Source organism: Winogradskyella luteola, assembly GCF_019203985.1.
GTDB lineage: Bacteria > Bacteroidota > Bacteroidia > Flavobacteriales > Flavobacteriaceae > Winogradskyella > Winogradskyella luteola.
In genome coordinates this window covers 78,034-90,689 of the sequence record NZ_JAGSPD010000003.1, presented here as the reverse complement: position 1 = coordinate 90,689, position 12,656 = coordinate 78,034, and the positions used below count along the sequence as shown (strand labels likewise).

Below are 12,656 nucleotides of genomic sequence, written 5' to 3'. Positions count from 1 at the left end.
AAAAGAATATCCAAAATCTTGAATGCGCTAGGCTTTTCAAAATTAGAATTCTGTTTACATATTTCTACGGTACTGCCCACCAACTTCAAACAATGCCGAAGTAATCTGTCCTAAGGAACAGACCTTACAAACTTCCATCAAGGCTTCAAAAATATTTTTGTTGTTGACAGCTTTCATCTGTAGATCTTTTAATAATTCCGAAGTATCATGAGCATTATGTAAATGCTCTAATGTTTTTATCTGAAATTCTTTTTCTTCCTCAGTAGCCCTTATCACCTCAGCTGGTTGTACTGTTGGTGATCCTTTACTGCTCAAAAACGTATTAACGCCAATAATTGGAAATTCACCGTTATGCTTTAAGGTTTCATAATATAAACTCTCTTCCTGAATTTTTGAACGCTGGTACATCGTTTCCATAGCACCAAGTACTCCACCGCGCTCTGTTATTCTGTCAAATTCAATCAGAACTGCTTCTTCAACTAAATCGGTTAATTCTTCGATTATAAATGAGCCTTGAATTGGGTTTTCATTCTTAGCCAACCCTAATTCCTTATTGATAATCAACTGAATAGCCATAGCACGACGGACCGACTCTTCAGTTGGTGTGGTAATAGCTTCATCATAAGCGTTAGTATGCAACGAATTACAGTTATCATAAATCGCATAAAGTGCCTGAAGCGTTGTTCGTATATCATTAAAATCAATTTCCTGAGCGTGTAAACTGCGACCAGAGGTTTGTATATGATATTTTAACATCTGTGCTCTCGGATTTGCACCATATTTGTGCTTTAAAGCTTTTGCCCAAATCTTTCTGGCTACTCTGCCAATAACCGCATACTCTGGATCGATACCGTTTGAAAAGAAAAAGGATAAGTTTGGTCCAAACTTATTGATATCCATACCTCTACTTAAGTAATACTCTACATAAGTAAAACCATTGGCCAATGTGAATGCCAATTGCGAAATCGGATTGGCTCCAGCTTCTGCAATATGGTATCCAGAAATAGAAACCGAATAGAAATTTCTAACTCCATTTTCAATAAAGTATTCTTGAACGTCTCCCATAAGGCGTAAAGCAAATTCCGTAGAAAAGATGCACGTATTTTGTGCTTGGTCTTCCTTTAAAATATCTGCTTGAACAGTTCCTCTAACTTGAGCAATCGTTTTGGCTTTTATATCTTCATATATGGCTTTTGGCAGTACCTGATCTCCAGTAACACCTAAAAGCATCAATCCAAGGCCATCATTACCTTCAGGAATATCTCCGTTGTAACTCGGTCTTGTTTTTCCTTTATAGATTTTTTCAATCTTTTTCTCTACGTCACCTTCTAGACCATTTTTCTTAATGTAGATTTCGCATTGCTGATCGATAGCTGCATTCATAAAAAAACCTAACACCATTGGTGCCGGACCGTTAATTGTCATACTTACAGAAGTCATCGGATCTGCTAAATTAAAACCAGAATATAACTTTTTTGCATCGTCTAAACAGCAGATACTTACACCGGCATTACCAATTTTTCCATAAATATCCGGTCTATAATCTGGATCATTTCCATAAAGCGTCACACTATCAAAAGCAGTTGACAAACGTTTTGCCGGCATACCCAAACTCACGTAGTGAAAACGTCTGTTGGTACGCTCTGGCCCACCTTCACCTGCAAACATACGTGTTGGATCTTCCCCAGTTCTTTTAAACGGATACAGCCCTGAGGCATAAGGAAATTCACCTGGGACATTTTCTTGTAAACACCATCTTAGAATATCTCCCCAAGCTTCATACTTTGGTAATGCGACTTTTGGAATATCTGAATGTGATAAAGATTTAGTATGCGTTTCAATCTTTATTTCCTTATCTCTAACCTTAAAGGAATAGATTGGCGCTTTGTAGCGATTTACTTTTTCGTCCCATCCTGTAATTATTTCCCAGTTATAGGGATCTAAGTTTAATTTAACACGATCAAATTCAGCAATAAGTAGTTTTAAAAAGTCTTCGTTGTCATTCTGAGCAGAGCGAAGAATCTCTTCTTGATCTATTCCGTTTTTTGTGAGGTTAGATTTCTCACTTTCGTTCGAAATGACAGCAACGGAACAAATGGTTTTATAAACGCCATAAAGCTTTTGAGCCACTTCTACCTGAGCATCCGTTGTTTTGTCATAAGCACGATTATTTTCAGCAATTTCAGACAAATAGCGTGTACGGGCTGGTGGAATTACAAAAATCTTTTCGCTCATTTCCTTAGAAATCTCGAATGTTGATTCTAAATCTGCTTTGGCTTTCTCAACCAATTTATCCATTATCGCTTTGTAAAGCGTATTCATTCCTGGATCATTAAACTGAGATGCTATTGTACCAAACACTGGCATTGTATCTGGGTCTGCATGCCACATATTGTGGTTACGCATATATTGTTTTTTCACATCACGAAGCGCATCTAAAGCTCCTCGTTTATCAAATTTGTTAATTGCGACCAAGTCTGCAAAATCGAGCATATCGATTTTTTCCAATTGTGTCGCCGCACCAAATTCTGGTGTCATTACATAAAGTGACACATCGCTATGCTCAAGAATTTCAGTATCGGACTGCCCAATACCAGATGTTTCGAGTATAATTAAATCATATTCAGCTGCCTTTAAAACTTCAACCGCCTCATTAACATATTTAGATAAGGCTAAGTTAGACTGACGTGTTGCTAAACTTCGCATATAAACTCTAGGTGAATTAATGGCATTCATTCGGATTCTATCTCCCAATAATGCACCTCCTGTTTTACGTTTAGAAGGGTCAACAGAAATTAAACCAACTGTTTTTTCTGGAAAATCTATCAGAAAACGTCTTACCAATTCATCAACCAATGAGGATTTTCCAGCTCCCCCAGTTCCCGTGATTCCCAGTACAGGTGTTTTTGAGTTTTTGTTTTTTGCATGAATAATTTCAAGCGTGTCTTTTGCAACATCTGGAAAGTTTTCAGCTGCCGAAATTACCCTAGCTATAGATTTTGGATCCTTTTTATGAAGGACTTTCACTTCACCGTTAAGCTGATCTCCTATGGCGTAATCCGACTGCATTACTAAGTCATTAATCATTCCTTGAAGCCCCATTTCTCTACCATCGTCTGGGGAATAGATTCTGGTAATCCCATAATCCATTAAATCCTTGATTTCTTCTGGTAGAATTACTCCACCTCCACCTCCAAAGATTTTTATATGCCCAGCTCCCTTTTCTTTAAGCAAATCATACATGTACTTAAAGTATTCGTTGTGACCACCTTGATAAGATGTCATTGCAATAGCATTGGCATCTTCTTGTATAGCTGTATTAACAACTTCTTCTACACTTCTGTCATGGCCCAAATGAATGACTTCCACTCCTGTGGATTGAATTATACGACGCATTATATTGATGGCTGCATCGTGTCCATCAAACAGTGATGCTGCAGTTACAATTCGTACTTTATGTTTTGGCTTATATGGCGCAACTTGTTCCATTCGTAAAAATCTTACTTAATTGAGAGGCAAATTTACGGAATATTCAAAAAAATATAACTATAATCATCAATTATCTAAAATTTAAGGAGAGTTAAAATAGCATTATATTTTAATCTATTTTGGTAATTCATTTAAATTCATTTTTATGAATAAAATCACATTATTGATTCATTGTGAGGACCAACCAAACATAATTGCTTCGGTCACCAATTTTATGGCCAATAACGATGGCAATATTGTTTACATCGATCAACATGTAGATCGGGAGCAAAATATCTTTTTTATGCGTTTGGAATGTGAGTTTGACTCTAATTCTTTTTCGATTGAAAATTTTAAGGGTTCATTCAACATTGCTTTGGCTGACAAATTTCAACTAAAGTGGCGCATGTATGCTGCAGAGAAGAAACCTAGAATGGCTTTATTTGTTTCTAAATACGACCACTGTTTGTACGATATTTTAGGGCGGTATAATTCTGGTGAATTGTTTCTAGAAATCCCTTTTATATTGAGCAACCACAATGATTTAAAACCTATTGCTGATAGTTTTAACATTCCTTTTTACCATGTTCCTGTTTCAAAAACAACTAAACGCGAAGCTGAGTTAAAACAGTTAGAGCTATTAGAATCTTACAGTATAGATTTTATTGTCTTAGCAAGATATATGCAAATAGTTTCTGGGCTTCTCATTGACAAGTATCCTAATAAAATTATTAACATTCATCATTCTTTTTTACCTGCTTTTGTTGGTGCGAAACCTTACCATTCAGCTTACAAGAGAGGTGTAAAAATTATAGGAGCGACAAGTCATTATATAACAGAAGAGTTGGATGCTGGCCCTATTATAGAACAAGATGTTGCACATGTATCGCATTCGTATTCTATTAAAGATTTAATTGCTAAAGGACGTGATTTGGAAAAGATTGTTCTATCCAATGCCATAAAACTTCATGCCAACCGAAAAGTAATGGTATTCAATAATAAAACTGTAATATTTTCATGATAATTAGGATAAATAAAGATTAAAATTATTCAAAATAAATACCAGTATTTTATAAACTTCTTACATTTTCAATATATAAAATAGGTTTTACGCAACAAAACACATCAAACCAGCTAAAACCAACCATTAACTTACATCCCAACTTCAAAATTAATAGTGACCATTGCTGGATATATGTGTCTAACCTATGTACGTGGGATAAAAAACCTACGCTAAAAGTAAACTATAACCATTAACTAATTATTAATTTCTTATGAAACAAAAACTATTATTATTTGTATGCTTTGTTGCTGGAATTGGATTTTCTCAAGCACAAGGTTTACCAACAAATCCTGAACCAGGTAAATGTTATGTAAAGTGTATCACTAAAGATACATTTAAGGACGTAGAAGAGACTATACAGACATACCCAGCTTACTCTACCTTAAAAGTGGTTCCTGCAACTTACAAAACTGTTGAAGAGCGTGTTTTAGTAAAAGAAGCGACTAAAAAATTCGTTTATGTACCTGCTACATACGAAACTGTAGAAGTACCTTACGTTAAGAAAGAGGGTCGTACAGATCTTAAAGTTGTTCCTGCAACTTTTGGTAGTGACTCAAGAACTTTTGAGGTATATCCTAAAACATCGGGTTGGGAATACAAAGTGTTGGAAGATTGCCCTTCCGTTAATAAAGAAGACTGTGTTGCGGCTTGCTTTGTTGAGTATCCTGCACAATTTAGAGATGTGCAATTTACAACGTTAGCTGCTGATGCAAGTACAAATTCTATACCTGTACCAGAACAATCAACAACGTACAAAAAACGTGTTATTAAGACTCCTGCTAGAGTGGATGAAATTGAAATTCCTGCAGAATACACAACTATTACGAGAAGAGTTGTTGACACACCTGCTTCTACAACAAAGAATACAATCCCAGCACAATACCAAACAGTAACAAGAACTGTACTGGACAAAAAAGGTGGTATTACAACTTGGGAAGAAGTGGATTGTGAGTTATTAGATCCAAACGTATTACCTGTATTTTACGAATTAGGTAGTGCAAGATTAACTCCTGCTTCTAAGAAGACCATTGACGATACTTTATTGCCAATCTTATCTGGCAGCAACGTAAGCATTGAAATTATGTCTCATACAGATTCTAGAGGTAACGATGCCTTTAACCAATCATTGTCTCAACAAAGAGCCAATTCTGTTGTAAACTACTTAGTATCAAAAGGAATCTCTAGAAGCAGATTAACAGCAAGAGGTTTTGGTGAAACAAGATTAACTAACAGATGTTCTAACGGAGTTGATTGTTCTGAAGCACAGCACCAAAGAAACAGACGCACTGAGTTTAGAGTTATTAATAACTAAAACTTAGATTGTTTTTAGATGAAAAAAGCTCCTTTAAGGAGCTTTTTTTTGTATGTGGTATACAGCATATGTAACGACTTTCTTTTCGGCTATAATACCGTAATTATCTTCAAGATCGGACTGCATAAGCTGAAAAAATTTATAATGAAAGTCCCAATCATGGAGCGTGAGGTTTAATTCAGTATCATCTGGAATAATGACTGGCATATCTAAAACGTAAGCCAATTGGTAAGAAACATCCTTTAAAGACACATTATCTGCTTTAATTTGTGAATCACCAATTAAATATTTGGCATTTCCCTTTCCCCAATCTATTTGATTTGTATCCCAAAATTTGGGCGCATCTATTGTAAAGCTTATTCCTTCACCTTTATTAGACTTTCGCTCTATACCTAAATTCATTTCAGTAATTAGCTTGTAAGCTAAATTTTCATTGGCATTAAAAGGCTTTTTAAAATAAACTTCAAAATTAGTATCTAAGCCTTGCTCTAAAATAATTTGATTCTTATAGATTTTTGCTAAATAACCAACAATAGATTTTAACGATCCCGATAATTTTAAATACTTACTATTATCAACAACAAACAACTCATTATTATTATCGCTTATGGGCTTAATTTCTAAAGCGTTTGTTGGAATATATTCAGTACTTAATTCTTCAGCTATATCTATAACTTGGAAAAACGATCTTAGTGATGTTTTAGACTTTTCCTGTCTTAAAAATTTAGCTATTGTTCCCGCTTTTAAATCAGGTGCACCACCTTGCCAAAGTACTTTTCCTTTGGCATTAAACAATACGCCATCTGGAAGCACCCTAACATTATGCGCTTTAAATGTTTCCTTATTATAATCTATGGCTACCGCTAAATCGTTGGGTTTTCTCTTTAAGAACTTTTCAACATTTAAAGGATTTTCACTAGACAATGAAACCACATAAAAGTCATTGGGGAATTGCTTTTGTAAAACACCCAAGTGTTCTTTTGCAGTGATACAAGGCCCACACCAAGTCGCCCAAAAGTCTACAAAAAACAATTTATTGTTATCTGGTGAAGCAATTTTGGATTCTTGAATAAACTCAGAAATATTCACCTGCCCGTAAGAATAAGCTACAGATACTACACAAATAATTACTGCTGAGAGATATTTTTTGAAAAAACAATTCATCATAAATTATGTAATTTTCTAATAGATAAACAAATACTGTGCTAAAAATAACAATTTGAAAATTTAAAAATACGTTTACAAATAATAGTATAAACAATTATCGGTTAATAATTATAACCTACTTCAATAAGTATTATTATATCTTTGAAAAAAAATATCATGAAACGACTATTTGTATTTTTCCTATCTATTTCAATCTTAACATCATGTGCTGAACTACAGCAAGTTGTAGAATCCCTTCCCCAAGGTGGCGGACTTAGTAATGCAGATATGGCAACTGGTTTAAGACAAGCACTAGATTTAGGCATAGATAAACAGGTTACCAAGCTTACAAAAAAAGATGGATTCTATAAAAATGAACTGGTTAAGATTTTACTACCTGAAGAATTACAAAAAGTTGATGACGCACTCAGAAAAATTGGTTTGAGCAGTTTAGCAGACAGCGGCATAAAAGCTCTAAACAGAGCTGCGGAAGATGCCGTAAAGGAAGCCACTCCTATTTTTATTAACGCTGTTAAGGATATTACATTTAACGATGCAAAGAATATTCTTTTAGGAGAAGATGATGCCGCAACAAATTATCTAACTACCAAAACCCAAACCGAATTGTATAACAAGTTTAAACCTGTAATAAATAATTCGTTTAGTAAAGTTGGTGCAGACCAAATTTGGACCAATCTCATCACTAAATACAACAACCTTCCACTTACAAACAATGTTAACCCAGATTTAACAGATTACGTAACCAGTGAAGCACTAAATGGTGTTTACAAAATGATAGCTCTAGAAGAAAAAGAAATTAGAAACAAAGTGTCTTCACGTACTACGGATTTGTTGAAAAAAGTGTTTGCTTTACAGGATTGATATAAATTGTTCATTTTTTTTGTTGCTTTTTCAAACAATTTTTAAAATTGTATCTGAATATTTATTAACTTGACGTAGTAAAACCAACATGCTTTAATTGTGCCTAATTCAGAAAAGTTGCTCCAAAAGAAAACGAGACTAAAACAAAAGTACTTGCAACTTATTGAAGATGCTTATAACCTAAGGCAAACAGATCATGCGCTAAGTGATTTTTCCGAATACCAAGCAACTAAAGTGCTTTACGAGCTAAATAAGCTTAGATTTGTTATCGGAGGAGACACAAATTTGCGAATCAATTAATCTTTGCTTTTATACAGTTCATCAAAGGCTTACGTAACTTCTTTACCTTCGGTAATGGTTTTCAGATAATGCCTAACCGTTCCATCTTAATTATCAGTCCATGTAACACGATGAAAAACGTTCTTCTTTCAGCATTGATTTCATTATTAGTACTTAAAATCATCTAATTTTTACTTTTATTTCCTTTTAAGAGCAATCACTATAAGGCCTATTTTGGCCTAGCACTACTAAAACAAAAACTAGGGTCAATGATAATTGAGATATTGTTTTATGATCTATATGGCTTCAATTGAGGTTATTAAACTACATTTAATTATATGCTAATGTTAGCATAACATTAAAACCATGAGAAGGAGGCATCTTTGTATAGCAAAAGAAAACACTCTTTAAAGAGATTGGGAAGTTAGTTAGATTAAGTCGGTATTTTAGTTAGGTACCGACTTTTTTATTATCCGTTATAAAGAGATTCAAAATATTTAAAAGATAGCTGCAGCCGACTTCCGTACCAAGAAAATAACTCACCGTCCACAATTTTAACTTGCTTATCAGGAAAGTGGGATTTTAATTCTAACACATGCTTTTCCTTAAACGGATAAGGTTCGCTGGACAGAAAAATAACATCTGCATCTCTTAATTTTGAATGATCCAAACCAATTTCAGGGTAACGCTCCTCATTATCAAAAACATTAATAAAACCCGCTTCATTTATCATATAATCAATAAAGGTATTAGAAGCAGCAACCATCCATGGTGCTTTCCAAATGAAATAAGCTATTTTTTGTTGTTGTGATTTTTTGATTGAATTTTGAAAACGTTCTCGCTCTTTTTTAATGTTAGACACAAGTCTTGAAGCTCTATCCTCAACCCGAAACAATTTACCATACATAGTGATAATCTCATAGCAATCATCCATAGTGTAAATATCACTAATATGTATCGGCGCTATACTTTGCAATCCTTCTATTATTGACTTCGTATTCTCTTCTTTATTACACAGAATGATATCTGGCTGTAGTGCTTTTATTTTTTCAATATGAATTTGTTTGGTGCCACCAACAATAGTTTTTTCTTTTCTCAAATGTTTTGGATGAATGCAAAATTTTGTAACGCCAACTATTGAAGCCTCCAAACCCAAATCAACCAATAATTCTGTTTGGGATGGTACCAAAGATACGATTCGCTTTGGTGTTTTACTTATTTTAAGTTTACGATTGAGCTGGTCTTTCATGTTTTCAGTCACTCTATTAGTTCTCAGTCGCAGTATTCAGTTTTACCCAGATGGAATAACTGTGACCGTTACTGAGATTGCCTACTTAAAATAGCCTTCATTTGCAACTGTAGCACTTCGGCATTTTTTGCAGCTGCTTCAGCGAAATCTTCATCTTGAGATGCATAAATGATTCCTCTTGAAGAATTTATCAATAAACCTACAGAATTATTCATTCCATATTTACAAACGTCTTGTAAATTTCCACCTTGAGCACCAACGCCAGGTACAAGTAAAAAACTATCCGGAATAATTCTACGAATATCTGCTAAAAACTCTGCTTTTGTAGCACCAACCACGTACATTAAGTTTTCTGAGTTATTCCAGAATTTTGAAGTTTCCAAAACTTCTTTATATAACTCCACTCCATCAACGCACTTAGTTTGAAAATCAAATGCTCCTTGATTAGATGTCAGTCCCAGAAGAATAGTATGTTTGTCCTTAAAGGCTAAAAAAGGTTCTACAGAGTCTTTTCCCATATATGGTGCAACTGTAACACTATCGAAGCCTAAATCTTCAAAAAAAGCCTTGGCATACATCGTACTTGTATTGCCTATATCTCCACGTTTTGCATCCGCTATTGTGTATATATCTGGATGATTTTCATTAAGATAACTAATCGTCTTTTCTAAAGCTTGCCAACCTTTAATGCCATAAGCTTCATAAAATGCCGTATTGGGTTTGTAAGCCACACAAAAATGATGTGTTGCATCAATTATAGCTTTATTGAAAGTAAAGATGGGATCATCTTCGTTTAATAGATATTTTGGGATCTTATTTAAATCCACATCAAGTCCAATACAGAGAAAGGATTGCTTTTTATGGATTTGTTTTATGAGTTGGTTTGTTGTCATTTATTTGTCACTAATTCACGAATAATTAATTAGTGTATTCGTGGTTGTTACAAGATTCCTATCTGAGCAGGAATTTAGATAACGTCATCATTAGCTTTTAACAACTCCGTATTTTCAGCTAACATTAATTCGTCTATTATTTTTTGAATATCACCATTAATGATATTCTGTAGATCGTAAAGTGTTAAACCAATTCTATGATCGGTTACACGGCCTTGTGGGTAATTATAAGTTCTAATCTTAGCACTTCTATCACCAGAGCTTACCATACTTTTACGCTTTTCTGAATCGGCAGCCTGTTTTTTTGCCAGTTCTAATTCATATAATCTAGAGCGTAATACCTTTAGGGCTTTTTCTAAGTTTTTATGGGACGATTTCTGGTCTTGGCAGCTTACGATCATTCCTGTAGGTTCGTGGTGCAGCTTAATTGCCGAATAGGTTGTATTTACCGACTGACCTCCGGGACCTGTTGATGTGGTACGCTCTATGCGTACTTCTGCCATGTCTAACTCAACATCAAACTCCTCAGCTTCTGGCAATACCATTACCGTTGCCGCACTTGTATGGACACGTCCTTGTGTTTCGGTCTGTGGTACACGTTGTACTCGGTGTACGCCAGCTTCAAACTTCATGGTACCGTAAACATCTTCTCCAGAGACTTCAAAAATAATTTCCTTAAATCCTCCAGATGTACCATCACTCTGGCTTACCACATCTACTCTCCAGCCTTTATCACTGCAATATTTAGAGTACATTCTAAACAAATCCCCAGCGAAAATACTTGCTTCATCGCCGCCAGTACCAGCCCTTACCTCTACAACGACATTTTTAGCATCGTCTGGGTCTTTAGGAATTAACATAAAACGAATGTCTTCCTCTAGCTTAGGAATTTGCTCTTTAGCTTCGTCGAGCTGCATTTTTGCCATCTCAACCATTTCGGCATCGGTGCCGTCAGCAATGATTTCTTCAGCTTCAGAAATGTTGTCTAAAAGCTCTTTATAAATTTCACCTTTGTCAACAATCTGCTTAAGGTCTTTGTATTCTTTATTAAGTTTTATGTAACGTTTTTGATCCGAAATAATATCGGGTTGAATGATAAGGTCATTGACCTCATCAAAACGTTGCTTCACCATCTGTATTTTCTCTAACATCTCTCTTCAAAAAATTGAATTTCAAAAGTACAATTTTTTATGGATTTTTATGAGAGCGTATTTTTATAACAATTAAGAAAATAATTTTAATTGTTTTTGCGTTGTTAGTTATATGGTAAGGCAGTTCACCTCTATACTAAACTACTATAAACCACTTGCGCTTTGGTCATTTTTAGTGACTATTGCGATTACGGTTATCAATCCTGAATTGATATTGGCACTATGTACAAAATTATTTTTGGTGTTTTTACTTTGGATAATGATAAGCGATAGAAAACTAAGGCAACGTTTAAAATTCTATAAGATTAGGGGTGTATCTCACCTAAAATTTTTTAGTATAATCTTTATACTGGATGGCTTAATTACCTGTACTTTTTTGGTGCTTATAAAAGGGTTTATTTAAATATTGTATTTTTCCAAGATGAATAGACTTATTGTTTTACTAAATTTCTACAAATTATATATCTACGCATCTTTAATTGTGACTATTACGATTGGAGTAATTAATCCTAATTATGTTGCTGCAATCGTCACTAAACTATTTCTTACTGGGTTTGCTTGGTATTTTATGATGGAGACCTCTAACAAACAAAAACTCACCTTTTATAAAAACCTTGGTATGTCTCCATTAATTCTATTTTTATTTGTGTTTTTTACCGATAGTGTTATAACAGCTCTCGTTCTTTTTTTATTTAACACATTGCTGTAAAAACATTAAAATTTGATATTTGAACTTGATAATGTAGAATTATATTTTAGAAGCAAACGTATTTTAAACGGTATTTATCTAAAAGCAGAAACTGGCACTGTTACAGCTATACTTGGAAAAAATGGTTGTGGAAAGAGTAGTTTATTAAATATTGCCTTTGGCAACTTAAAACCTAAGTACAAATTAATTAGAATTAACAACATTTGAAGCATTCTCTAAATATAAAAATTCAAAATTTAGAAAACTTTCTGGCGGCGAAAGGCGCGTTATAGAAACTTATATCATCCTTAAAGCCAAAAGTGAGATTGTATTTCTCGACGAGCCCTTTTCTCATTTAGCACCTATCTACATTGAAAGTATAAAACAACTAATATGTGAAGAAAAGAAACATAAGGCAATACTCATTTCTGACCATATGTATCGTCATATAATAGACAGTTCTGACACCATATATTTATTACAGAATGGCACAACTAAAAAGATTGAAAAACTAACCAAACTTGA

The 12,656-nt window shown here is 34.2% G+C and carries 10 protein-coding genes; 5 read left to right on the top strand and 5 right to left on the bottom strand.

Annotation, left to right across the window (positions count from 1 at the left end; all coding sequences use genetic code 11):
- Window positions 1-54: 54 nt before the first annotated feature.
- Window positions 55-3,489 carry a methylmalonyl-CoA mutase family protein gene (locus KCG49_RS04500; RefSeq protein WP_218545008.1) on the bottom strand — a complete coding sequence of 1,145 codons (3,435 nt, stop codon included), beginning with the start codon at window positions 3,487-3,489 and terminating at the stop codon, window positions 55-57.
- Window positions 3,490-3,634: 145 nt separating this feature from the next.
- Here KCG49_RS04500 and purU point away from each other — a divergent pair, with 145 nt between their 5' ends.
- Both purU and KCG49_RS04490 read left to right on the top strand, forming a co-directional pair.
- On the top strand, window positions 3,635-4,489 hold the full coding sequence (gene purU, locus KCG49_RS04495) for a formyltetrahydrofolate deformylase (RefSeq protein WP_218545007.1): 855 nt from the start codon (window positions 3,635-3,637) through the stop codon (window positions 4,487-4,489).
- A gap of 253 nt (window positions 4,490-4,742) precedes the next feature.
- Complete coding sequence (locus KCG49_RS04490; protein ID WP_218545006.1) at window positions 4,743-5,843, top strand: OmpA family protein; 1,101 nt, start codon at window positions 4,743-4,745, stop codon at window positions 5,841-5,843.
- A gap of 33 nt (window positions 5,844-5,876) precedes the next feature.
- On the opposite strand, the gene KCG49_RS04485 is transcribed toward KCG49_RS04490, so the two are convergent.
- On the bottom strand, window positions 5,877-7,010 hold the full coding sequence (locus KCG49_RS04485; RefSeq protein ID WP_218545005.1) for a TlpA family protein disulfide reductase: 1,134 nt from the start codon (window positions 7,008-7,010) through the stop codon (window positions 5,877-5,879).
- 156 nt (window positions 7,011-7,166) lie between these two features.
- On the opposite strand from KCG49_RS04485, the gene KCG49_RS04480 reads away from it, so the two are divergent.
- Both KCG49_RS04480 and KCG49_RS04475 read left to right on the top strand, forming a co-directional pair.
- A complete protein-coding gene (locus KCG49_RS04480) occupies window positions 7,167-7,871 on the top strand; it encodes a DUF4197 domain-containing protein (protein ID WP_218545004.1) in 705 nt (234 codons plus the stop codon).
- Between the two features lie 99 nt (window positions 7,872-7,970).
- The gene (locus KCG49_RS04475) at window positions 7,971-8,171 is read left to right on the top strand and encodes a Lacal_2735 family protein (RefSeq protein WP_218545003.1); all 201 of its coding nucleotides are present in this window, start codon (window positions 7,971-7,973) and stop codon (window positions 8,169-8,171) included.
- A gap of 448 nt (window positions 8,172-8,619) precedes the next feature.
- Here the strand turns inward: KCG49_RS04475 and KCG49_RS04470 are convergent, their stop codons facing one another.
- From KCG49_RS04470 to prfA, 3 genes are all read right to left on the bottom strand, one after another.
- Window positions 8,620-9,399, bottom strand: a complete 780-nt coding sequence (locus tag KCG49_RS04470) for an ABC transporter substrate-binding protein (protein ID WP_218545002.1) — start codon at window positions 9,397-9,399, stop codon at window positions 8,620-8,622.
- Window positions 9,400-9,467: 68 nt separating this feature from the next.
- Window positions 9,468-10,292: an orotidine-5'-phosphate decarboxylase gene (gene pyrF / locus KCG49_RS04465; RefSeq protein ID WP_218545001.1), complete on the bottom strand. Its 825-nt coding sequence runs from the start codon at window positions 10,290-10,292 to the stop codon at window positions 9,468-9,470.
- Window positions 10,293-10,366: 74 nt separating this feature from the next.
- A complete protein-coding gene (gene prfA, locus KCG49_RS04460; RefSeq protein WP_218545000.1) occupies window positions 10,367-11,443 on the bottom strand; it encodes a peptide chain release factor 1 in 1,077 nt (358 codons plus the stop codon).
- Window positions 11,444-12,164: 721 nt separating this feature from the next.
- Between prfA and KCG49_RS16415 the strand changes: the two genes are divergently transcribed.
- On the top strand, window positions 12,165-12,359 hold the full coding sequence (locus KCG49_RS16415) for an ATP-binding cassette domain-containing protein (protein WP_256259858.1): 195 nt from the start codon (window positions 12,165-12,167) through the stop codon (window positions 12,357-12,359).
- Window positions 12,360-12,656: the final 297 nt, after the last annotated feature.

Coding starts and splice junctions, on each gene's coding strand:
- KCG49_RS04500 (WP_218545008.1), bottom strand. CDS start 3,489: ATGGAACAAGTTGCGCCATATAAGCCAAAACATAAAGTACGAATTGTA.
- purU (WP_218545007.1), top strand. CDS start 3,635: ATGAATAAAATCACATTATTGATTCATTGTGAGGACCAACCAAACATA.
- KCG49_RS04490 (WP_218545006.1), top strand. CDS start 4,743: ATGAAACAAAAACTATTATTATTTGTATGCTTTGTTGCTGGAATTGGA.
- KCG49_RS04485 (WP_218545005.1), bottom strand. CDS start 7,010: ATGATGAATTGTTTTTTCAAAAAATATCTCTCAGCAGTAATTATTTGT.
- KCG49_RS04480 (WP_218545004.1), top strand. CDS start 7,167: ATGAAACGACTATTTGTATTTTTCCTATCTATTTCAATCTTAACATCA.
- KCG49_RS04470 (WP_218545002.1), bottom strand. CDS start 9,399: ATGAAAGACCAGCTCAATCGTAAACTTAAAATAAGTAAAACACCAAAG.
- pyrF (WP_218545001.1), bottom strand. CDS start 10,292: ATGACAACAAACCAACTCATAAAACAAATCCATAAAAAGCAATCCTTT.
- prfA (WP_218545000.1), bottom strand. CDS start 11,443: ATGTTAGAGAAAATACAGATGGTGAAGCAACGTTTTGATGAGGTCAAT.